We start from the raw sequence: 22,196 nt of genomic DNA on the forward strand, positions 1-22,196 counted from the left end.
CAGGAGTCAGCCGAGCAGTCCTTCGCGGCACGCCCGGTGCGCGCGCCGCGTCGTCTCCGGCAACCGGTACCGCGGCGCGAGCCGCAGCACCGAGCACCTCCCCGCCATCGACCAGCGCAGCCCAAGCGCCGGCCAAGGCACCATTGCCGGCCGCTGCATCAAGAGTCCGCCGACATGGGTGCGCCGCCTGGGGGCCACTCGACGAGCTCGATGCGGTAGCCGTCCGGGTCGAGGAGCCAGGAGGTTTTCGGGCCGTCGGGACCGCCCGGGAGTTCGGCCGTGCCGGGGCGCAGACCTGCCGCCGTGAGGCGGGTGAGGGTGTCGGCGAGTGACTCGACCTCGATCGCGAAGTGCGCGAACCCACCCACCTCGACCGGGCCGTCCGCGGGGCGGTGGACGAGTTCGAGGGACACAGACGGCTCGTCCGGCAAGCGGAGCCAGACCAGGGTGGAGCCGTCCTCGAACGGCATCGTGGCGAGCTTCACGTACCCGACCCCGTCGTAGAAGGCGAGTGAACGTTCCAGGTCGGTCACGCGCAGCGCGAACAGGACTGTCTTCATGCCGAACGATCCAACTGTTCTCTCCAGTCCCCGTCAATCAGCCTAATCCTTGAGCGCTAACAACAGGAGGTGGCCGGTGATCGCCGTGGGTTCGCGGGCTGCTCAGGCGGGCGGTGCGGTGTACGTATACGACTACGTCCTGTCGTTAGGCCCGCCAAGCGCGCTGGCGGACTTGGACGGGGCGCCCGGCCGGCAGGTGCTGTGAGGGAGGATGTGCGCATGCGGATTCTGATTGCGCCGGACAAGTTCGCGGGGACGCTGACAGCCGTTGAGGCTGCGGCGGCCATCGAGGAAGGGTGGCGGCGGCGGGACCCGGGTGCTGAGGTACTGGTCGCGCCGATGGCCGACGGCGGTCCGGGGTTCATCGACGTACTGTCTGCGGTGGTCGACGGGAAGTTGCTGTCGGTCACTGTGCGTGGGCCACTCGGCGAGGAGACTCCCGCGACGGTGCTGCTCGCCGGCGAGACGGCGTACGTCGAGACCGCGCAGGCTTGCGGGCTGCACCTGGTGGAGCCGAAGCAGCGGCGTCCTGAGGAGGCGAGCACGTACGGGGTTGGGCAACTGATCACAGCAGCCGTGGACGCCGGCGCGAAGCGGATCATCCTCGGCCTCGGAGGATCCGGCACGAACGACGCGGGCGCTGGCCTGCTCGCCGCGCTCGGTGCGACCGCGGAGTCCGGTCAGCTGGACAGGGGAGCCGCGGGGCTGGCTGGGCTGGGGGCCGTGGATCTGGGGCCGGCTCGGGAGCGGGTCGCGGGGGTTGAGTTCGTTGCGGCCAGTGATGTGGAGAATCCGATGCTCGGGCTGCGCGGCGCGACGAATGTGTTCGGTTCGCAGAAGGGGATCTCGGACGAGCGCAAGCCTGAGGTCGACGGTTGGCTGACGCACTTCGCGGAGCTGGCCGACCGGAAGACCGCGGACAAGAAGGGTGCGGGTGCCGCGGGCGGGCTCGGGTACGCGCTGCTGCTGCTCGGCGCCGAGCGGGTCTCCGGGATCGACCTGGTCGCAGAGCTGACCGGGCTCAAGCAGAAAGCGTCGCAGGTCGATCTGGTCATCAGCGGTGAAGGAGCGTTCGACTTCCAGTCCCGCGACGGCAAGGTGATCGCGGGTGTCGCGAAGATCGCGAACGACGCGATGCGCCCCTGCGTCGTCCTCGCGGGCAAGGTCCTGATCGGGTCCCGCGAGATGCGTTCGATGGGTGTCGAGTCGGCGTACGCGCTGGTCGACGCGGTCGGCGAGGAGCAGGCCTTCGCAGACCCGCACGGCTCGCTGGCCGCGGTCGCGGAGCGTGTCGCCCGCACCTGGGCCCGGTGACCACTCTCTGACGGGGTAGTTGATCTGCGAAATTGGTGTGCGACCATGGGAATGAGCGCGGGCCGGGTGACGTTGGCCTGTGTTGACAAGAGACTTCCGTGCTGACGCAGCTGTACGTCGGCACTTGAGCAGATGACTGGAGTCAGGAATGACTGAAGCGCAGACCGAGCAGGCCGTTGCCACGGGTGTTCTCCTCACCGACGGGGCCGCCGCCAAGGTGAAGGCGCTGCTCGACCAGGAAGGCCGCGACGACCTCGCGCTCCGGGTCGCCGTGCAGCCGGGTGGGTGCTCCGGGCTGCGGTACCAGCTGTTCTTCGACGAGCGCCAGCTCGACGGCGACGTGGTGGCCGACTTCGGTGGTGTGAGTGTCGTCACCGACCGGATGAGCGCTCCGTACCTCAAGGGTGCGTCGATCGACTTCGTCGACACCATCGAGAAGCAGGGTTTCACCATCGACAACCCGAACGCCACCGGCTCCTGCGCCTGCGGCGACTCGTTCAACTGAGCTGACCTGAAGCCCCTGGCCGCCGGCAGGCGACCAGGGGCTTCGGCATGTCCCGACTTTTCATCAGCCGTGACCGACGCTTTCCTCCCGGGCGCGCTTCGGGAGTAGGTACGACACCGCGAGGCTGACGACGAACAGGCCGATCGCGACCAGGACCGAGGTTTTCGTCGCACCCAGGAACGCGTGGGTCGGCAGCAGCTGAAAGAACACGGTGCCGATCACGGCGACTCCGATCGCGCCGCCGTACTGCTGCATGGCGGTCAGTACGCCGGACGCCGAGCCCGCGGCCTGGTCGTCGATCGAGGCCAGGATGATGTCGAACAGCGGGGCGAACACCATGCCGGCGCCGATGCCGGTGGCCAGCGTCGCCGGGACCAGGTTCCAGATCGTGGTCGCGTCGCCGTGCGTGTGCAGGGTGAACCACACGCCGACCATCGCGACCGCCATCACGGCGATGCCGAGTTGCAGCGCCTTGCGGCCGAGCTTCGGAGCGAGCAGACCCGCGGACAGCGGCGCGCCGATCGCGATCCCGAGCGAGAACGGCACCATCGCGAGGCCCGCCTTCAGTGGGCTGTAGTGCAGGCCCAGCTGGGTGAACAGGTTGAAGACCAGCATGAAGCCGTTCATCGCGAGGAAGAACGTGGTGATCACGCCGAGGCCGGCGACGTACCCGCGGTTGCGGAACAGCGACGGGTCGATGACCGGGTTGCCGGACCGGCGCTCCCGCCAGCCGAACAGCGCGAAGACCGCGACCGAGGAAGTCAACATCAGGATTGTCCACAACGGCCAGCCGAGCTCGCGACCTTGCACCAGCGGGTAGATCAGCAGGCCGGAGGCGAGGCTGACCAGGATCACGCCGATGGCGTCCAGCCGGGACGCCCCGGGGGTCTTGACCTCGGGCATGAAGCGCAGCGCGCCCGCCAGGGCGGCGATCCCGATCGGGACGTTGATGAAGAAGATCGTCCGCCAGCCGGCGTCGAACCAGTTCGCGTCGATCAGTACGCCGGCCAGGATCGGGCCGGCGACCGCCGACAGTCCCATCACCGGGCCGAACATCGCGAACGCCTTGCCGATCTCGTCCGGCGGGAAGATCGACTTCAGGATCGCGAAACCCTGCGGGATCATGACCGCGCCGAGCAGGCCCTGCGCAACCCGGCTGCCGATCAGCAACTCCGGGCTGGTTGCCAGCCCGCAGACCGCGGACGCGATCGTGAACCCGAGGGCGCCGATGATGAACAGCCGCCGGCGCCCGACCAGATCGCCGAGCCGGCCGAAGGTGACCAGTCCGATCGCGAAGGCCAGGGTGTAGCCGGCGAGCATCCACTGCATGGCCGATTCGGAGCCGCCGAGGTCCGCCCGGATCGACGGAGCAGCAATGTTGACAATCGTCGCGTCGACAAGATCCATGATCTCGGCGACGAGGATGGTGGCGACCACGAGCCAGCGCCAGCGGTACGGCGTACCGCGCGGGGTGGGCGTGGTGTCGGGTGAGGTCTGTACGGCGGTGGCGCTCATAGGTGGCTCCTTCGGGTTAGTGAGGTCTTTGGCGAACGGTGTTCGTTGACGAACACTGTTCTACGCTCGAATGGTGTTCTCGTCAAGTACGGCGTTCGCTACAGTGGTTCATATGACCCAATCGCCGTGGCAGCCGATCAGTCCCGCCAAGCCCGTGCGTCCGGCCAAGGAGCCGCTGAACCGGGAGCGGATCGTCGACACTGCCCTGCGGGTGATGATCGACCAGGGGTACGAGGCGGTCTCGATGCGGAAGATCGCGCAGGAACTGCATACCGGCCCCGCCTCGCTGTACGCGCATGTCGCGAACAAGAAGGAGCTCGATCAACTCCTGGTCGACCGCGCGGCGCAGGCGATGAACCTGCCCTCGCCGCCGGATCCCGAGCGCTGGCAGGAGCAGTTGAAGGAAGCGATGCGCGAGATGCTGCGCGCGATGCGGACGATGCCCGGTGTGGCGCGGGCCGCGATCGGAGCGGTGCCGCTGGGGGAGGCCGCGCTGCGTACTACCGAGTGTCTGCTCGGCATCCTCAAGGCCGGCGGGCTGCCGGATCAGGCGGTCGCGTGGGCGGTCGACCTGATCCCGCTGTACGTGACCGCGGTGGCGTTCGAGGAGAACGTGCAGCGGGCGGATCAGTGGAGCCCCGAGGATATCGAGCGATTCCTCGACGGGTTGCGGTCCTACTTCGCCTCGTTGCCGGCCGACCGATTCCCGCTCACGATGGCGCTCGCGGGTCCATTGACGGCCGGCGCGGCGGGGGATGACCGGTTCGAGTTCGGCATCGCGGTGATCACAGCCGGCCTCGCCTCCCTCGCCGAACGCCCCTGAACGGCGTTGAAGCGGGCTTGAACGATTTGGCGTGATCGAGCGGTAGTGATCGCTTGTGGTTCACGATTGCACATGGCTAACCTTCGGATTGTCAACAAAACTACGAACTGATCCCGTGGGCGTGTGGACTGTCCGCAGGTGGGCCCTCGGGTGAGGCCGTATGACGACAGGAGGAAACCGTGGACTCTGAGACCCCGCCGCCTGCGAGCGCCAAGCCCCCGCAGGGTGAAGGCGCCCAGGACGGGCCGCCTGTGACCACGACCGAACGGGAGCAGCCGCCGGCAGTGCTCAGGAAAGCGATCGCCGCCTCGGCGATCGGGAACGCGACCGAATGGTTCGACTACGGCATCTACGCCTACGGCGTGACGTACATCTCGGCCGCGATCTTCCCGGGCGACACCGAGAGCCAGACCCTGCTGGCGCTGATGACGTTCGCCGTCTCGTTCCTGGTCCGCCCGCTCGGCGGACTCGTCTGGGGCCCGCTCGGAGACCGGTTGGGCCGCAAGCACGTGCTGGCGATCACGATCCTGATGATGTCCGGCGCGACACTGCTCGCCGGTCTGGTCCCCTCGTACGACTCGATAGGGCTGTGGGCGCCGATCCTGCTCGTCCTGCTGCGGATGATCCAGGGCTTCTCGACCGGTGGCGAGTACGGCGGTGCCGCGACCTTCATGGCCGAGTACGCACCGAGTCGCAAGCGCGGGTTCCTCGGGAGCTTCCTGGAGTTCGGCACGCTGGCCGGCTTCTCACTCGGCGCGCTGCTGATGCTCGGCTTCTCGCTGGTGCTCGGCGACGACGCGATGCACGCCTGGGGCTGGCGGCTGCCGTTCCTGGTCGCCGCGCCGCTCGGTCTGGTCGGCGTCTATCTCCGGTCCCGGCTGGAGGACACGCCGGTGTTCCGTGAGCTCGAGGCGAAGGGCCAGAAGGAGCAGGAGACGACGACCCAGTTCAAGGACCTACTCGCCGTTTACTGGGCTCCGATCCTGCGGCTCGGCGGCATGGTCATCGCGTTGAACGTCGTGAACTACACGCTGCTTACGTACATGCCGACGTACCTCGAGAAAGAGATCGGGCTGAGCGCGGACGAATCGCTGATCGTGCCGATCATCGGAATGTTGACAATGATGATCTTCGTCCCGTTCGCCGGGCGCGCGTCGGACCGGCTCGGCCGCAAGCCGCTGTGGTGGGCGTCGCTGGCCGGCCTGTTCGTGTTCGGCGTCCCGATGTTCCTGCTGATGGGCACGAACGTGGCCGGCGCGATCATCGGCTTTGCGGTCCTCGGTCTGCTGTACGTGCCGCAGCTCGCGACGATCTCCGCGACGTTCCCGGCGATGTTCCCGACGCACGTCCGGTACGCCGGATTCGCGATCGCGTACAACGTGTCGACCTCGTTGTTCGGCGGTACGGCGCCCGCGGTCAACGACTGGCTGACGTCGAAGCTGGGTGACTCGCTGGTGCCGGCGTACTACATGATGGCGGCCTGCGTCGTGGGTGCGCTCGCGCTCGCCAAGGTCCCCGAGACGTCACGGTGCCCGCTCAACGGCACCGAGATCCCGGGCACCGACGACGCCCCGCCGCCGGTCGCCCTCGAACCGGCCCACGCCAAGGCCTGACCTGCGGATCCGCGCTCTCCGGAAACAATTCGCCAACCACCGCGAAAAAGTTTCCGGAGAGCGCGAATCCGACCCGACCAAACCCAGCAGCCGACACCCCAACCCGCGGCCCGAACGGCGACCCGACCGACTACCCCACCGCTCGATCGACCCCACCGGCGACGCGTGATCGACCGATCCGACCGGCGACGGGATCGACCGACCCGAACGGCGACCCGACCGGCGAGTCAGCCGGTGGCTCAGCCGATTACTGAGGTGACTGCGTCGGACCAGAGGGCTGCGGCCTCGTCGATCTCGTCGGGGGAGACGACCAGCGCGGGAATGAAGCGCACGACCTGACCCCAGGCGCCGCACGTGAGGAGCAGCAAGCCCCGGCGTGCCGCCTCCTGCTGGACCGCGGCGGCCGTGACCGGGTCCGGCTTCCCGTCCGCGTCCCGGAACTCGTTACCGATCATCAGCCCGAGTCCGCGGACGTCGGTGATCTGCTCGTGCTTGTCCGCGACCAGTTGCAGCGCCTGCTTGAGCTGAGCGCCACGGTCCGCGGAGTTCTGCACGAGCCCCTCGTCCTTGATGACGTCCAACGTCGCCAACGCCGCCGCACACGCGACCGCGTTCGCGCCGTACGTGCCGCCCTGCGAACCGGGCCATGCCTTCTCCATCAGCTCCGACGACGCAGCGATCCCCGACAACGGGAACCCGGACGCGAGTCCCTTCGCCGTGACCAGGACGTCCGGATGCGAACCGAAGTGGTCGCCGCCCCAGAACCTCCCGGTCCGCCCGAACCCGGTCTGTACTTCGTCCACCACGAGCAGGATCCCGTGCGCGTCGGCACGCTCGCGAAGGCCCGCGAAGAACCGCTCGTTCGCCGGCACGTACCCACCCTCGCCGAGCACCGGCTCTACGAAGAGCGCCGCGGTGTCGGCCGGCGTACTCAACGTCTGCAGGACATAGTCCAACTGGCTGAGCGCGAAGTCGGTCGCCTGCTCGACGGGCCAGCCGAAGTGACCGGGGTCCGGGAACGGCGATACGTGGACGCCGGCCATCAACGGGCTGAAGCCGGAGCGGAACTTGGTCCCGGACGTGGTCATCGTGGCCGCCGCCACGGTCCGGCCGTGGAAGCCGCCGTGGAACACGATCACGTTCGGCCGGCCGGTCGCCTGGCGGGTGAGCCGTAGGGCGGCCTCGATCGCCTCGCTGCCGGAGTTCGCGAAGAACATCCGGTCGAGGTGCCGGGGGAGGACCTCGCCGAGCCGTTCCACCAGCGTGAGCAACGGCCGGTGCATCACGGTCGTGTACTGCGCGTGGATGATCCGGCCGACCTGCTCCTGGGCGGCCGCGACCACTCGCGGATGGCAGTGCCCGGTCGAGGTGACGCCGATGCCGGCGGTGAAGTCCAGGTACCTGCGGTCTTCCTCGTCGAACAGTTGGACGCCCTCACCGCGGGCGGCGACCACACCGGTCGCCTGCTTGAGGATCTGCGAGAGCTCGGCCACGGACTTCCCCTCCAGTCGTCGGATGGTAGATTGTCGACAATCAGCCTATCTCAGCTGCTGAGGCCGGTGAAGGGGTGCAGATGGACCAGTCGAGGGTGGACGAGTCGAGGGTTGTCGAGGCCGTCGAGAAGCGGCTGTTCATCGACGGGAAGTGGACCGACGCGACCAGCGGCGCGACGTTCGACGTTGTCGATCCGTCGACCGGCGAAGTGCTGTGCGCGGTCGCCGACGCCTCACCGGACGACGGCCGGACCGCACTCGAAGCGGCCGTCGCCGCCCAGCTGGACTTCGCCCGTACGTCGCCACGCGAACGGTCCGACATGCTCATGACGGCATACGAGCTCTTGATGCAACGCGTCGACGATCTCGCCTTGCTGATGACGCTGGAGATGGGCAAGCCGCTGGCGGAGGCGCGCGGCGAGATCGCGTACGCGGCCGAGTTCTTCCGGCACTTCGCAGGTGAAGCGGTCCGGATCGACGGCGGGTACCGGACCGCGCCGGCCGGGAACGCCCGCTTCCTGATCACCAAGCAGCCGGTCGGGCCGTGCCTGCTGATCACCCCGTGGAACTTCCCGATGGCGATGGGGACCCGCAAGCTCGGCCCCGCGATCGCGGCCGGCTGCACGAGCGTCATCAAGCCCGCTCACCAGACTCCGCTGTCGATGCTGGCGTTGATGGGGATCCTGGCCGAGGCCGGCGTACCCGCGGGGGCCGTCAACTGCGTCACCGCGATGGACGCAGGCGGCGTGATGGAGCCGCTGATCCGGTCCGGCCTGGCGCGGAAGCTGTCGTTCACCGGGTCCACGCGGGTCGGCCGCATCCTGCTCGAGCAGTGCGCGGAGAAGGTGCTGCGGACGTCCCTCGAGCTCGGCGGCAACGCGCCGTTCGTGGTCTTCGAGGACGCGGACCTGGACGAGGCGGTGACGGGCGCGATCGCGGCCAAGATGCGGAACATGGGCGAGGCCTGTACGGCGGCCAACCGGATCTTCGTGCACGAGTCGGTGATCGACGAGTTCGGGCGGCGGCTCGCGAAGCGGATGAGTGGGCTGACGGTCGGACGCGGTACTGAGCCGGGCGTGAACGTCGGCCCGCTGATCGACGAGGCAGGCCGGGAGAAGGTGCGGTCGCTCGTAGCGGACGCGGTCGGCCGGGGTGCCACCGTGCTGACCGGGGGCGAGGTGGGGGCCGGCACCGGGTACTTCTATCCGCCGACGGTGCTCACCGGCGTACCGCGGGAGGCGGCGATGGCGGACCAGGAGATCTTCGGGCCGGTCGCGCCGCTGACGCCGTTCAGCACCGAGGAGGAGGTCGTGCGGGCCGCGAACGACACCGAGTACGGGCTGGTCGCGTACGTGTTCACCAACGACCTGCGGCGGGCGCTCCGGGTCGCGGAGTCGATCGAGACCGGGATGGTCGGGCTGAATCAGGGCGTGGTGTCGAATCCCGCCGCGCCGTTCGGGGGCGTGAAGCAGTCCGGGCTCGGCCGTGAGGGCGGCGCGGTCGGGATCGACGAGTTCCTCGAGACGAAGTACATCGGCATCGCGGTCAGCTGACAGGCCCGGCGTTGACAGGCCCGGCGTTGACGGGCCCGGCGTTGACAGGCCCAGGGTTGACGAGCTCAGCGGCTGACGAGGCGTTCGATGGCGTCGTCCATGTGGGCGCTCAGGAGGTCCTCGGTGCGATCGACGTCGCCGGTCCGGATCGCGTCGGCGAGCCTCTCGTGCTCGACGGCACGGGCGTCGGTGGCGAGGTACGTCTCCTCGAGCGCGTGGATGCACATCCGGGTCTCGATCATGGACGTCTGATGCATTCGCGACAGCCGGGGGCTGTCGGCCAGCCGCACGAGCAGCTCGTGGAACGCGATGTCGAGCTCGCCGACCGCGGCCGGGTCGCCGTCGGCGGCGGCCATCTGGTCGATGACCGCGAGCAGCGCCAGTCCGACGGTCTCGAAGTCGCCGTCGCGGAGGATCTTCAAGGCGGCGGCGCGCTCGATCGCCTCGCGAGCGAGGTACATGTCGCGGATGTCCTGGGGCGTCATGTCGATGACGAACAGGCCGCGGTTGCGGATCGAGACCAGCAGCCCTTCCTGGGTCAGGCGCTGCATGCCCTCCCGCAACGGACCGCGGCTGACCCCGAGCTTGCGGGCCAGGTCGGCCTCGACGATCTGCGCGCCGGGCTTGAACTCCCCGTGGCCGATGGCCTTACGCAGTTTGTCGGCGATGATGCTCGGCGTCGACTCCTGAGCCAGCGGCTCGATGTAACTGGTCACTCTGGATTCCCCCTTGTGGCGAACAACGTCCCCAGATCTGGCAAGGAGGGTACAACCCCGGCCAGCTCCAGCCCCTTCCAGACCGTCACCTGGTTCGCGGTCAGCACCGGTTTGCCGACTGCGGTCTCCAGTTCGTCGACGATCCCCAGCGTGTGCATGGCGGTGTCCGGCACCAGGACCGCCTCGGCGTCTGGGTGGTCGGCCGCCTTCACCATCGCGACCACCTGCTCGGGCGCGAGCGTCCCGACCTCGGCGGCGGTGATGATCCCGTTGCTGCCCATCGACACCACGTCGACGCCGCCCGCGGTCAAGAATCGGACGAAGTGCTGTGCGACATCCTCCGGGTACGACGCGGCGACGGCGACCCGCTGTACGCCGAGCGTCCGGCACGCGTCGACGAACGCGATCGAGGTCGAAGACGCCGGTACGCCGAGCGCCTGCGCCACCCCGGCCGCCTGGATGTGCGCACCCTCCCTGCCGAACACGAAGCTGCCCGAAGTACACGCCCACATCACCGAGTCCGGCCGCGCCGGCTTGAGCTCGGCCGCCCCTTCGGCGAGCCGTTCCGCCCGGCCGAGGTCGAGGAGGGCGTCCACCCGATGCGCGTCCTCACCCACCGAGGTGATGACGACGGGAAGCCTCACCGAGCCGTTCAGCCGTGCCTCGAGTGCCGGGTAGTCGTCTTCCGCGCTGTGTCCGGGGTAAAGGAGTCCTACCGTGACCATCGAGCCTCCTGGCTGGTCAATCGTCCGAAAGGTAGATTGTCGACAATGTTAACCCCAGAGCGCCCCGGCGCCGGATCCGTCGCGTACGACGTCGCCGGGCTGGCCGGCACGCTCCGCCGGGAACTCCGGGGTGCGGTCCGCGATGATCGAGGGACGCGGGCGCTGTACGCCGCAGACGGGTCGAATTACCGCGCGGTGCCCGATTTGGTCGTCGTACCAGCTGATGCCGAGGACCTGGCGGCGGCTGTTGCGTTGACCGCCGCCGCTGGGGCGCCGGTGGTGATGCGCGGGGGCGGTACGTCGATGGCAGGCAACGCGATCGGCGGCGTCGTCATCGACACCTCGCGGCACGTGAATCGCATCCTCGACATCGACACATCGGCGCGTACGGCGGTCGTCGAGCCGGGCGTCGTCCTGACTGATCTGCTGGCCGCCGCGAAGCCGCACGGCTTGGCGTTCGGCGCCGACCCCTCGTCGGCAAGTCGCGCGACCCTCGGCGGCATGATCGCCAACAACGCCTGCGGCGCGCACTCTGTTGCCTGGGGCACCACAGCCGACAATCTGCGTTCCCTCGACGTGATCCTCGCCGACGCAACCGGCCTGACCCTCGAGGCCGGCACGGGTACAGCGTCGGCCGCGGCGCTCGCGGAGTTGAGGGCCCGGCCGGGGCGGGAGGGGGAGTTGCATCGGGCGCTTCAGGCTTTCGCGGGGCGGAACGAGTTGCTGATTCGCCGGCGGTTCGGGCAGTTCACGCGGCAGATCTCCGGTTATGCGCTGCATCGGCTGCTGCCGGAGTACGGGTACAACGTGGCCGGTCTGCTGGCTGGTAGCGAAGGCGGTCTGGCCGCGACGCTGCGGGCGACTGTCCAGCTCGTTGAGTTGCCCAAGGCAAAGGTTTTGTGCGTTCTCGGGTTCGCCGACTCGATCACGTCGGCCGACTGTGTACCGGTCGTGCTGCGGCACGCACCGCTCACGATGGAGTCCATCAACCACGAACTGGTGGACCGGCTGCCGACGGAGGTGCGTGACGCCGCGGTCCACGCCGGTCTCCCGAGCGGCAACGCCTGGCTGCTGGTCGAGATCGCCGGCGACGACGAGGCGACCGCCGCGTCGGCTGCCCGCGCGATGCTCGAGGAACTGCGCGATTCCGGCGCGACCGCGTCCCTGGTGACCGACCCGAAGGCGCAGGGCGTCCTGTGGCGGTGCCGTACGGACGCCGCGGGCCTCGCGACGCGGCGCGCGGACGGGGCCGAGGCGTGGGGCGGTTGGGAGGACGCTGCCGTACCACCGGAGCGGTTGGGCGCCTACCTGCGCGGTCTCGACGAACTGCTCGGGCGGCACGGTCTGTCGGGTGCGTCGTACGGGCATTTCGGCGAGGGCTGCATGCACATGCGGATCGACTTCGACCTGCTGAGTCCGCAGGGCATCGCGACGTACCGGGAGTTCGTCGAGGAGGCCGCGGATCTGGTGGTCGAGCTCGGCGGTTCGGTGTCCGGCGAGCACGGTGACGGGCGGGCGCGCGGGGAGTTGCTCAGCAGGATGTACGGCGCTGACGGGGTCGCGCTCCTCGGCGAGTTGAAGCGGATCTGGGATCCGGCGGGCGTGCTGAACCCGGGCATGATTGTCGACCCGCCGCGGCTCGACCTCGCGATCCGGCATGACGGGCCGGCCAAGGATCGCAGAATGTTGACAATCTTCGACTATCCCGACGATGGGCACGACTTCGCGCAGGCCCAGCGGCGGTGCGTGGGGATCGGGAAGTGCCGGCAGTCGTCCGGCAGCGTGATGTGCCCCAGCTACCAGGTGACGCGGGACGAGCTCCACTCGACGCGTGGGCGGGCGCATCTGTTGTGGGAGATGTTGCAGGGCGACCTGATCACGGACGGGTGGCGGTCGACCGAGGTACGCGACGGGCTGGACCTTTGCCTGTCGTGCAAGGGTTGTCTGTCGGACTGCCCGGTGAATGTCGACGTGGCGACGTACAAGGCCGAGTTCACCCATCACCACTACGCGCGCCGCCCGTGGGCACGGCCGTTGTCGCACTGGTCGATGGGTTGGCTGCCGCTGTGGTCCCGTCTTGCGTCCCGAGCGCCGGGTCTCGTGAACCGCTTCGCCGGCCTGCCACTGACCAAGCGCCTCGGCGGAATTGCCGCAGAACGTGAGGTCCCGGCCTTCGCTCCGGAGACCTTCACCCATTGGTTCACCCACCGCAACAGCTCACCAAATGGCTCCCCGAGCGGTTCTTCACCGGCGGGCGCCGGCTCGACCGGTCGTCCGGGCGGTGGTTCGGGCGGTGGTCCGGGCGGTGGTTCGGGTGGTGGTTCGGGTGGTGGTTCAGGCGATGGTGGGCGGCGGGTTGTGCTTTGGCCGGATACGTTCACCAACTACCTCGCGCCGGAGGTCGGCCGTGCCGCGGTCGCCGTACTGGAAGCCGCTGGTTACGAAGTGGTGCTGCCCGCGAAGCCGGTCTGCTGCGGGCTCACCTGGATCTCGACCGGCCAGCTCACCACCGCCCGCCGCGTTCTCAACCGATCCCTTCGCGTACTCGCGCCGCATCTCCAAGCCGGTACGCCGATCGTCGGCCTCGAACCCAGCTGTACGGCGGCCTTCCGCCACGACGCCTCCGCCCTCCTCGCCGGCAATCCCCTCGCCGTGGCGGCGGCCGCGAACATCCGCACGTTCTCCGAGCTACTGGTCGAATCCGGCTGGCAGCCGCCGTACGTCGGGGGAGCGGCGTTCGTCCAACCGCATTGCCACCAGCACGCCGTCCTCGGCTTCGACGCCGACCGCAAGCTGATGGAAGCGGCCGGCATCGAGGCAGGTCTCGCGGACCCGGGCTGCTGCGGTCTCGCCGGCAACTTCGGCTTCGAACGCGACCACTACGAGATCTCCGCGGCAGTCGGCGAACGCACGCTGCTTCCCGCCGTACGGTCGTTGCCCGAGACAACCACCGTCCTGGCCGACGGATTCAGCTGCCGCACCCAAATCTCCCAAGCCACACCCCGCCACCCCCGTCACCTGGCCCAACTCCTCGCCCAATCCCTCCCCGACGCGCCTCGCCCTCCAGAGTAGTCACCCACCCACAAGCCGCTTTCGAACGGATATCCGCGCTTCTGCCGCCGCGGCTCGACGACTGGCGGGTAGCTCGGGCGGGCTGGTCAGACGGCTAGTTTGTCGGTGGCTCGGCGAAGGCGGGTGATGCCTTCGTGGATGCGGGCTGGGGGCGTGGAGGCGAAGCAGAGGCGGAAGGCGTTCTGAAAGCGGGCGGTGGGGGAGAAGGCCGGGCCGGGGATGAACGCGACGCCCTCAGCCAGCGCCAGCTCGAACAGTTCCTGAGCGTTGACGCCGTTCTCCAGCGTGACCCAGAGGAAGAAGCCGCCTTCCGGATCGGTCCAGTGCGCGATGTCGCCGAAGTGCTCCGTCAGCGCGGCACGCATCGCCTCCTTGCGCTGTTTGTACTCCGCTCGCTGCCGAACGAGATGTTCCTCCAGATGCCCGCCGGTCAGGAACCCGGTGAGCAGCCGCTGCGCCGGCAGATTCGTGCAGGTGTCCATCGCCTGTTTCGCGTTGATCAGCAACTGCTGCAGTTCGGGATCCGCATCGACCCAACCGACGCGCAGACCGGGCGCGACGATCTTCGAGAACGTCCGTACGGCGAAGACCAGCGGATCGCCTGCGCCGAGCTCGCGCAGCGTCGGGAGCGGGTCGCCCGCGAACCGGAGCAGACCGTACGGGTCGTCGTCGATCACCATCGAGCCCCACGACCGGGCCAGCTCCAGCAGGCGATGCCGCCGTTCGAGGGAGAGCGTCGCACCGGACGGATTCTGGAAGGTCGGGATCGTGTAGATCGCCTTCGGCCGCCGCCCGTCCAGCAGCCGTGGTAGATCGTCGACAATCATGCCGTCGCCGTCGACCGGAACCTCGAGCAGCTCCGCGCCGTACGAGAGCGCCGTCGCACTACCGTTCGTGTACGTCGGCGACTCGACGACGACTAGATCGCCCGGGTCCACGAAGATCTTGCAGAACAGGTCGAGACCCTGCATGCCGCCGGCCGTGATCGTGAGTCGCTCGGCAGTCGTCTCGTCGCTGGTCCCTCGGAGCATCTCGAGCAGTGCCGCGTGCAGCGGCGGGTCGCCCTCGGTCGCCGCGTAGTCGTAGCTGGACGGTCGGCTCAGCTCGTCGGCCGCGATCGCGGACAGGATCTGCGCCGGTACCGCCTCGGCCGCGGGCGATCCCATCGCGAAACGGACGATGTCGTGCGTCTGCTTGTGCAGCAACGACGTACTCGAGTCGATCACCGAACCCACCAGTCCGGCGGCGCGTGCGGCGTACGGGAGTGCGGGCAAGGGACTACCTCCTGATCGTCAGTTCGTGGCACAGACCGGTCAGTCGCTCCACTCCGTCGGCGGCGACCACCACGGGCTCGGACAGCTCGTAGCCCCAACCGTCCATCCACATCCCGAGGATGAGATGGAACGCCATTCCCGCGGTCAGCACGGTGGTCTCCTCGCGCCGCAGGCTGACGGTGCGTTCACCCCAGTCGGGCGGGTACCCGATACCGATCGAGTACCCGATCCGGGATTCCTTCACCAGACCGTGCGCGGCGATCACGTCGTTGAACGCCGCGTGCACGGTGCTGCCGGTAACACCTGGTCGGATTGCCGACAATGCGGCCTGCATGCCGTCAGCAACGATCTTCGCGGTCTCGCGGAGGCGTCGCGGCGGGTCGCCGAGCATCACGGTGCGGGCGAGCGGCGCGTGGTACCGGCCGAACACGCCGGCCAGCTCGATCGTGGTTGCCTCATTGTCGACAAACCGACGATCGCTCCAGGTGAGGTGCGGCGTGCCGGCGGCGGCACCGGTCGGCAGCATCGGCACGATCGCCGGGTACTCACCACCGTGCTCGGGCGTGCCGATCGTCTGCGCGGCCAGGATCTCCGCGGCCACGTCGCACTGCCGCCGACCCGGCTGGAGCCGGTCGAGCGCGGTCCGCATCGCCTGCTCGGCGATCGTGCCGGCGATCCGCAGCTGACCGATCTCGTACGGCGACTTGACCAGCCGGACCCAGTTCACCAGCTCGGCGGAGTCGACCACCCGCCGCCCGGGCAGACCGTTGCTGAGGGCAAGATAGCTGCGCGCGGTGAAGTAGTGCGCGTCGCTCTCGACCGCGACGTCGGCGCCGGCCGGGATCAGCTCGTGGCAGACGTTCGCGATCCAGTCGTACGGATGGACGTCCGGACGGTGGACCAGCTGCTCGGGATATCCGTGGATCTGGTCTGCGCGCAGGTTGCAGGTGTACGAGGCTCCGGCCGCGTCCATCGCCCGCGCGAACAACTGCACGTCGCCCTCGGCCGGAACCAGCAGGCACTGCGGCGTGTAGAACGACCAGGCGTCGTACCCGGTCAGGTAGTAGAGGTTCGCGGGATCGCTGACCACGAGCGCGCCCAGACCGCGCCCGGCCAGTACGGCGCGGACCTTCGCCAGCCGGGCGCCGTACTCATTCAGCGCAGGCTCATTCAGCGCAGGCTCATTCAGCGCAGGCTCGTTCATCGGACGCTCAGCAATCGCTGCCCCGGACCGATCCCGGTATGCCCGGCGAGCTCGAGCACGGACCACATCGTGACCTGGTTCGCGGTCAGGACCGGCTTGCCGAGCGCGGCCTCCAGCCCGGCGATCACGTCGTACGTCGGCAGGTTCGTGCAGCTGATGAAGATCGCCTCGACCAGGTCGCTGTCGACGCTGCGGACCAGCTCCACCGTCGTCTCGTAGGGGACGGCCCAGATCTGCGCGATCAGGCCGAGCCCGGCGGTCGCGACCACCTCGATTCCGGCCTGCGCGAGGAACGCGGTGAGCCCCGCGGTCAGGTCGTTCGTGTACGGCGTGACCGTCGCGATCCGGGTGACCCCGAGCCGGCGCAAAGCGAGCAGCAACGCGCCGCTCGTGGTCACCGCGGCCGGCGCTCCGGCGCCGACCATCGCGTCCACCAGCGCCAGTTCGCCGGTCAGCCCGCCGACAAAACTGCCGAACGTGCATGCGTACGCGACCGCGAGCGGGGCGACCGCGAGCACGTCGTACGTCGTCCGCGCGATGAGTTCCGGATCCGAGATATGTACTGCCATTTCGACGGTCGCAGCCATCGGTGCGTACGGCGTCCGCGTGACGTGCAGCGTGACGTCGTCGGGCGCCCAGCGCCACAGCTCGCGGTCGAGCGCGAAGTCGTACGGCGCGACGACACCGATACCGGTCTGCAGCAGTGGAGGCACCGCCGCCGGCATCGGATGGGTGGAGGGACGCGTGCTCATGCGAGTCAGTGTGCGGCCATCAGGAGATTGTTGACAATCCTACTAGCGAGTTCCTAGCCTCGATGACGTGCCAGCCTCCCCGCCAGCAAGCGCCGAGCGACCTGTGATCGCGGTGCTCTGCGAGCGAGCGACCGACCGGCCGCCGGGTCTCGACAGGCTGCCGGCCGACTTCCGGTACTCCGCAGCGGACGGATTGCGCGAGGCCGTTCGGGGTGCGCGGGCCCTGATGCTCTGGGACTTCTTCTCGACGGCGGTCCGGGACGTCTGGGCGGAGGCCGGCGCACTCGAGTGGATCCATGTGACCGCGGCCGGTGTCGACACGCTGATCTTCGACGAGCTGCGGGACTCCGCGGTCGTGGTCACGAACGCGCACGGCGTGTTCGACCGGCCGATCGCCGAGTACGTGCTCGGCGCGGTGATCGCGAACGCCAAGGACAGCCTCCGCAGCTTCGACCTGCAGCGCGGCCGTCGCTGGCAGCACCGCGAGACGCGGAGTGTGTTGGGCGCGAAGGCACTGGTCGTCGGAACCGGTGCGATCGGAAGAGAGACTGCCCGGCTGCTCCGCGCCGCCGGGTTGGAGGTGCGGGGCGCCGGCCGGGTCGCGCGAGGGGACGACCCGGACTTCGGCGAGATTGTTGCCAGCAGCAATCTTCAGGCCGAAGCCGGATGGGCCGACCACGTCGTGATCGCCGCACCCTTGACCGCCGCGACCCGCGGGCTCGTCGACACGGCGGTCCTGGCCGCGATGCGACCCGGTGGGCACCTCGTCAACGTTGCCCGCGGTCCGATTGTCGACGAAACGGCACTGCTCGCCGCGGTCCGCGACGGACGGATCGCGGCCACCCTCGACGTCTTCGACAACGAGCCGCTGCCACCGGACCATCCGCTCTGGGACGCGCCGAACGTAACGATCACCGCGCACATGTCCGGTGACGTGATCGGCTGGCGCGACACCCTCGCGAACCAGTTCGCGACGAACGTCCGGCGCTGGCTGGCCGGGGAACCGCTGCTGAACATTGTCGACAAGAAGCTTGGCTACATTCCGACAGGAGATCGATGAGACAAGCATCCGAGCTGGTCGAGGGGTACCGCACCGGCGCGCTGTCCCCGGTCGAGGCGACGCAGGAAGCGCTGGATGCGATCGAGCGGTACGACGCGCAGGTCAACGCCTTTGTGCTCGTCGACGCCGAGGGTGCGCTCGCCGCGGCCAAGGAATCGGAAGCCCGCTGGCACGCCGGCACGCCACTCGGCCCCGGCGACGGCGTACCCACATCCATCAAGGACGCATTGTGGACAAAAGGATGGCCGACACTGCGCGGCAGCACGATGATCGATGCGGCCGGACCGTGGGACGAGGACGCGCCGTCGGTCGCCCGGCTGCGTGAGACCGGCGCCGTCTTCCTCGGCAAGACGACGACGCCGGAGTACTCCTGGAAGGGTGTCACCGACTCCTACACGTACGGCGCCACGGGCAACCCCTGGGATCCGTCGAAGACGTCGGGCGGCTCGAGCGGCGGTTCGGCGACCGCGGTTGGACTCGGGATGGGCGTGTGGTCGCTCGGCACGGACGGCGGCGGATCGGTCCGGATCCCGGCCGCGTTCACCGGTACGGTCGCGCTGAAACCGACGTACGGGCTGATCCCGTTGTTTCCGCCGAGCGCGTTCGGGACGCTGTCGCACGCGGGGCCGATGACGCGGACCGTGCGCGACGCGGCGGCGCTGCTCGACGTGGTCACCGGGTTCGACTCACGGGACTGGTCGGCGATGCCCACGCCGGGCCGATCGTTCCTGGACGGGCTCGACGACGGGATCGCCGGGTTGCGGATCGGGTTCTCTGTAGACCTTGGTTTTGTTGACAATCAAGCGGAGGTCGCGGCGCTGGTCCGCACCGCGGTCGGCGTCCTCGAGAGTCTGGGCGCCGAGGTGACGGAGGTCGATCCCGGGTTCGCGGATCCGATCGACGCGTTCAACGTGCTGTGGTGGTCCGGCGCCGCGAAGGTGCTCTCGGCGTACACGGTCGACGACCGCGTCGATCCGGGACTGCGCCGGGTCGCGGAGCTCGGGGCGGCGTATTCCGCGTCGGACTTCCTCGACGCGACCGCGGTCCGGATGGACCTCGGCTCACTGATGGGCCGCTTCCACGAGCGGTACGACGTACTCGTCACGCCGACGTTGCCGATCACGGCGTTCCCGGTCGGCCAGGACGTGCCGGACGGTTCGGCGTCGCCGGACTGGACCGCCTGGACGCCGTACACGTATCCGTTCAACCTGACTCAGCAACCGGCGCTGAGCGTGCCGTGCGGCTTCACCAGTGCCGGCTTGCCGGTCGGACTGCAGGTGGTCGCGCCGCGGCATGCCGACGCGCGGACGCTGCGGGTCGGCCAGGCGTATCAAGCGGCCACGGACTGGCACCTGCGTACCCCGACCTTGGAGGCTCAGTGAGCAAGCACATCTCCGTCAGCCTGGACAAGCGCGGCATGAGCTGCGTGGCGAAGTTGCTCGACGACGTGGCGCCGCGGACGTGCGCGGCGGTGTGGGACAAGCTGCCGCTGTCGGCGCCGGTGTTCCACGGCAAGTACGCGCGGAACGAGATCTACACGCTGCTGCCGGCGTTCGCGCCCGACCCCGGCAAGGAGAATACGACGGTCACCCCGATCCCGGGGGATCTGTGCTGGTTTTCGTTCGACTCCGACGATCTGGGGAATCCGGCGTACGGGTACGAGAACACGACCGGCACCGGGACGACTGGTGCGATTGTCGACCTGGCGGTGTTCTACGGCCGCAACAACCTGCTGATCAACGGCGATCAGGGCTGGGTCCCGGGCAACGTGTTCGGTGCGATCACCGAGAATCTCGACGAATTCGCCGCCGCCTGCCAGGACCTCTGGATGGGCGGCGCCAGGGGAGAGACGTTGTCGTTCAGTCGGTTGTGAGCGGCTGTTGCAGTTCGGTGACCCACTGCTCTGGGTCCTCCGGGGTGTCGAGGTAGAGCTCGCGGGCGGGCTCGGCGGGGCGTCGGCCGTTGTCGTCGAGCCAGCGCGCCAACGCCTGCCAGGAAGGCAGTACCTGGTCGATCGGCCCGCGGTGTACCAGCGTCGCGGCCTGCGTTGTGGGCAGGTCGATCACCTCCAGTCCGTTGAGGTTGCCTCCGGCATCGACCGCGGCCGGAACCGTCGCGCGTACGACGATCTCGTCCTCGGACTCCTGCGCGTACAAGCAGGTCAGCCGACCGGACGGCCGTACGTCGGCATCCGGCAACCGCCGGCCGAGCTCCGCGCACAGCGGATGCACTACCGGCGTGATGTCGTCGGGTGTGAAGCTCGCGGCCGTCGCGGTGAGGCCGACCAGTCGTACCGCGGGCAGCTCCTTGACCACGATGTCTGCAATCGGAATGTCGGCTTCCAGGCCGCGCAGACGGGACTCGACCTGGGTGAGTCGCGCGGAGCTCTCGGCGAGCATGGTCTCCAGTTGTGCGCGGCGCATCGTGAGCATCGCACGCAGTTCCGCCGGACTGAGATTGTCAACAATCATTTTGCCGACCTGGTCGAGGGAGAAGCCGAGGTCCTTGAGTGCGACGATCCGGTTCAGGTCGGCGAGCTGACCGGCGGTGTAACTGCGGTAGCCGGTGACGGGATCGACGTACGCCGGTCGCAGCAGGCCGAGCGCGTCGTAGTGCCGCAGCATCCGAATCGACACCCGGCCGTGGCGGGCGAACTCTCCGATTGCGAACATGAGGGCAGTCAACCAGCCAGGAGTTCGGCGAACGTGATCGCGGTGTCGTCCTCGTGCCACGGACCGATCACCTGGGCGCCGACCGGCAACCCGGCCGGTGTGTGTCCGATCGGCATGCTGAGCGCGGGATGACCGGTCAGCGATGCGTGCGCGATCCAGAACACCTGGGTTTCATAGGGTTGCCCGTCGATCGTCGTCGAGCCGTGCGGGAACGCGACGGTGAAGGTCGTCGGGCACAGGAAGACGTCGACGTCCTGGAAGTACTGCTGCCACCTCGCACGCGCCTGCAGCCGGCGCCGGTCGAGGTCGCGTACGTCTGCGGCGGTCAGGGCGCTGTCCGAGTCGCCGTGCAGTGCGAAGAACAGTTCGACCTGGCGGCCGAACTCCTCCGCTTGTTCGTTCGCGTTCACTCCGTCCGGCCAATTGTTGACAATCTTTGCGCCGCTGCGGGCCAGGCGGTCGATCGTGTCGGAGAGTGCATCGCCGACCTCGCTCGTGACAGGCGCCGAAGGGTGGTCGGTGACGATGCCGACGCGGTAGTCCTGGAGGCGGTCGTGCCGGGGCGGGCGGAGGTTGTACGAGTACGGGGCTTCGGGGCCGGCGGTTGCGCGCAGTGCGGTCCGGAGGTCGGCGGCGGAGCGAGCTAGTGGTCCGATTGTTGACAATACGGGCAGTTCGGTCGGGAGGTACGGCGTACCGGGGATCTCGAAGCCGCGCTGCGGGACCAGGCCGTTGGTGGGCTTGAGTCCGTAGACGCCGCAGTACGCCGCTGGGAGTCGGATGGAGCCGACGAGGTCGGAGCCGTACTCGAGGTAGGTGAGGTCGGCCGCTAGGGCGGCCGCTGCGCCGCCGCTTGATCCGCCAGGGGTGCGGTTGAGGTCAGCGGGGTTGTTGGTTCGTCCGTAGATCTCGTTGGCGGTTTGTCCGAAGTCCGCGAGCATCGTATGCACGTTGGTCTTCCCGACGACGATCGCGCCGGCGCGATCCAGCCGCTCCACGACAAGCGCGTCGTGGTCGACGACATACTCCGCAAACGCCGGATTGCCCCAGGTGGTGCGCATCCCGGCGACATTGAAACAGTCCTTGACCGTCACCGGCACCCCCAGCAACGGCCGGTCCAAACCGTCCCGCCCGACCACACCGCCCTGCTCGACCGCCCCTCTACGCTCGGCCAGTAGGGCGTCGGCTCGGTCTGCTTCCGCCAGCGCGTGCTCGCGCCGGACCTCGACCACCGCGTTGACCATCGTGTCAGCTGCGATCCGCGCGAGGAGTTCCTCCGTCACCTCACGCGACGTGATCTGACCCGTGCGGATCCGCTCCGCGATCTCTCCTGCTGTGTACATGC

At 68.7% G+C, this 22,196-nt stretch carries 20 protein-coding genes; 9 read left to right on the forward strand and 11 right to left on the reverse strand.

Features of this window, described 5'->3' with window-relative positions:
* Nucleotides 1–6: 6 nt before the first annotated feature.
* The gene (locus tag EV651_RS41780; protein WP_202870136.1) at nucleotides 7–159 is read right to left on the reverse strand and encodes a hypothetical protein; all 153 of its coding nucleotides are present in this window, start codon (nucleotides 157–159) and stop codon (nucleotides 7–9) included.
* Nucleotides 159–560, reverse strand: coding sequence for a VOC family protein (locus tag EV651_RS03795; protein ID WP_133781935.1), 402 nt, complete (start codon nucleotides 558–560; stop codon nucleotides 159–161). Before EV651_RS03795 ends, EV651_RS41780 begins: the two co-directional genes overlap by 1 nt.
* 219 nt (nucleotides 561–779) lie before the next feature.
* Here EV651_RS03795 and EV651_RS03800 point away from each other — a divergent pair, with 219 nt between their 5' ends.
* A complete protein-coding gene (locus EV651_RS03800) occupies nucleotides 780–1,874 on the forward strand; it encodes a glycerate kinase (protein ID WP_133781937.1) in 1,095 nt (364 codons plus the stop codon).
* A gap of 148 nt (nucleotides 1,875–2,022) precedes the next feature.
* Nucleotides 2,023–2,379 carry an iron-sulfur cluster assembly accessory protein gene (locus tag EV651_RS03805; protein ID WP_130446795.1) on the forward strand — a complete coding sequence of 119 codons (357 nt, stop codon included), beginning with the start codon at nucleotides 2,023–2,025 and terminating at the stop codon, nucleotides 2,377–2,379.
* A gap of 63 nt (nucleotides 2,380–2,442) precedes the next feature.
* Here the strand turns inward: EV651_RS03805 and EV651_RS03810 are convergent, their stop codons facing one another.
* A complete protein-coding gene (locus EV651_RS03810) occupies nucleotides 2,443–3,894 on the reverse strand; it encodes a DHA2 family efflux MFS transporter permease subunit (RefSeq protein WP_133781939.1) in 1,452 nt (483 codons plus the stop codon).
* A gap of 112 nt (nucleotides 3,895–4,006) precedes the next feature.
* Here EV651_RS03810 and EV651_RS03815 point away from each other — a divergent pair, with 112 nt between their 5' ends.
* Together EV651_RS03815 and EV651_RS03820 are read left to right on the forward strand one after the other, a co-directional pair.
* Complete coding sequence (locus EV651_RS03815; RefSeq protein WP_166658480.1) at nucleotides 4,007–4,717, forward strand: TetR/AcrR family transcriptional regulator; 711 nt, start codon at nucleotides 4,007–4,009, stop codon at nucleotides 4,715–4,717.
* Between the two features lie 179 nt (nucleotides 4,718–4,896).
* Nucleotides 4,897–6,330, forward strand: a complete 1,434-nt coding sequence (locus EV651_RS03820; RefSeq protein ID WP_238156631.1) for an MFS transporter — start codon at nucleotides 4,897–4,899, stop codon at nucleotides 6,328–6,330.
* 239 nt (nucleotides 6,331–6,569) lie between these two features.
* Here EV651_RS03820 and EV651_RS03825 read toward each other — a convergent pair whose 3' ends face one another.
* Nucleotides 6,570–7,823, reverse strand: a complete 1,254-nt coding sequence (locus tag EV651_RS03825) for an aspartate aminotransferase family protein (RefSeq protein WP_133781943.1) — start codon at nucleotides 7,821–7,823, stop codon at nucleotides 6,570–6,572.
* An 80-nt stretch (nucleotides 7,824–7,903) separates the two neighbouring features.
* Here EV651_RS03825 and EV651_RS03830 point away from each other — a divergent pair, with 80 nt between their 5' ends.
* Entirely contained in the window at nucleotides 7,904–9,376 is a 1,473-nt protein-coding gene (locus EV651_RS03830) for an NAD-dependent succinate-semialdehyde dehydrogenase (RefSeq protein ID WP_133781945.1), read from the forward strand.
* A gap of 65 nt (nucleotides 9,377–9,441) precedes the next feature.
* Here the strand turns inward: EV651_RS03830 and EV651_RS03835 are convergent, their stop codons facing one another.
* Both EV651_RS03835 and EV651_RS03840 read right to left on the reverse strand, forming a co-directional pair.
* On the reverse strand, nucleotides 9,442–10,092 hold the full coding sequence (locus tag EV651_RS03835) for a GntR family transcriptional regulator (RefSeq protein ID WP_133781947.1): 651 nt from the start codon (nucleotides 10,090–10,092) through the stop codon (nucleotides 9,442–9,444).
* Nucleotides 10,089–10,817 carry a maleate cis-trans isomerase gene (locus EV651_RS03840; RefSeq protein WP_166658481.1) on the reverse strand — a complete coding sequence of 243 codons (729 nt, stop codon included), beginning with the start codon at nucleotides 10,815–10,817 and terminating at the stop codon, nucleotides 10,089–10,091. The genes EV651_RS03835 and EV651_RS03840 overlap by 4 nt, the downstream gene beginning before the upstream one ends.
* Nucleotides 10,818–10,862: 45 nt before the next feature.
* Between EV651_RS03840 and EV651_RS03845 the strand changes: the two genes are divergently transcribed.
* Entirely contained in the window at nucleotides 10,863–13,889 is a 3,027-nt protein-coding gene (locus tag EV651_RS03845) for an FAD-binding and (Fe-S)-binding domain-containing protein (RefSeq protein ID WP_133781949.1), read from the forward strand.
* Between the two features lie 86 nt (nucleotides 13,890–13,975).
* On the opposite strand, the gene EV651_RS03850 is transcribed toward EV651_RS03845, so the two are convergent.
* The 3 genes from EV651_RS03850 to EV651_RS03860 are packed head-to-tail and all read right to left on the reverse strand — an operon-like array spanning nucleotide 13,976 to nucleotide 17,119.
* Nucleotides 13,976–15,163 (reverse strand): PLP-dependent aminotransferase family protein, encoded by a 1,188-nt coding sequence (locus EV651_RS03850; RefSeq protein WP_133781950.1) that lies wholly within the window; start codon nucleotides 15,161–15,163, stop codon nucleotides 13,976–13,978.
* A gap of 4 nt (nucleotides 15,164–15,167) precedes the next feature.
* Entirely contained in the window at nucleotides 15,168–16,367 is a 1,200-nt protein-coding gene (locus tag EV651_RS03855; RefSeq protein ID WP_133781952.1) for a M24 family metallopeptidase, read from the reverse strand.
* Nucleotides 16,364–17,119, reverse strand: a complete 756-nt coding sequence (locus tag EV651_RS03860) for an Asp/Glu racemase (RefSeq protein ID WP_238156632.1) — start codon at nucleotides 17,117–17,119, stop codon at nucleotides 16,364–16,366. The genes EV651_RS03855 and EV651_RS03860 overlap by 4 nt, the downstream gene beginning before the upstream one ends.
* Nucleotides 17,120–17,186: 67 nt before the next feature.
* Here EV651_RS03860 and EV651_RS03865 point away from each other — a divergent pair, with 67 nt between their 5' ends.
* From EV651_RS03865 to EV651_RS03875, 3 genes are read left to right on the forward strand one after another with little or no spacing between them, the layout of a single operon-like run.
* Nucleotides 17,187–18,179: a D-2-hydroxyacid dehydrogenase gene (locus tag EV651_RS03865; protein WP_238156633.1), complete on the forward strand. Its 993-nt coding sequence runs from the start codon at nucleotides 17,187–17,189 to the stop codon at nucleotides 18,177–18,179.
* Nucleotides 18,176–19,561, forward strand: coding sequence for an amidase (locus tag EV651_RS03870; RefSeq protein ID WP_133781955.1), 1,386 nt, complete (start codon nucleotides 18,176–18,178; stop codon nucleotides 19,559–19,561). The genes EV651_RS03865 and EV651_RS03870 overlap by 4 nt, the downstream gene beginning before the upstream one ends.
* A complete protein-coding gene (locus tag EV651_RS03875; protein WP_133781957.1) occupies nucleotides 19,558–20,052 on the forward strand; it encodes a DUF3830 family protein in 495 nt (164 codons plus the stop codon). Before EV651_RS03870 ends, EV651_RS03875 begins: the two co-directional genes overlap by 4 nt.
* Here EV651_RS03875 and EV651_RS03880 read toward each other — a convergent pair.
* Complete coding sequence (locus EV651_RS03880) at nucleotides 20,039–20,851, reverse strand: MerR family transcriptional regulator (RefSeq protein WP_133781959.1); 813 nt, start codon at nucleotides 20,849–20,851, stop codon at nucleotides 20,039–20,041. The two genes, EV651_RS03875 and EV651_RS03880, sit on opposite strands and share 14 nt — an antisense overlap.
* Nucleotides 20,852–20,859: 8 nt before the next feature.
* Entirely contained in the window at nucleotides 20,860–22,194 is a 1,335-nt protein-coding gene (locus EV651_RS03885) for an amidase family protein (protein WP_133781961.1), read from the reverse strand.
* Nucleotides 22,195–22,196: the final 2 nt, after the last annotated feature.

It is taken from the genome of Kribbella sp. VKM Ac-2571 (assembly GCF_004362255.1).
Lineage (GTDB): Bacteria > Actinomycetota > Actinomycetes > Propionibacteriales > Kribbellaceae > Kribbella > Kribbella pratensis.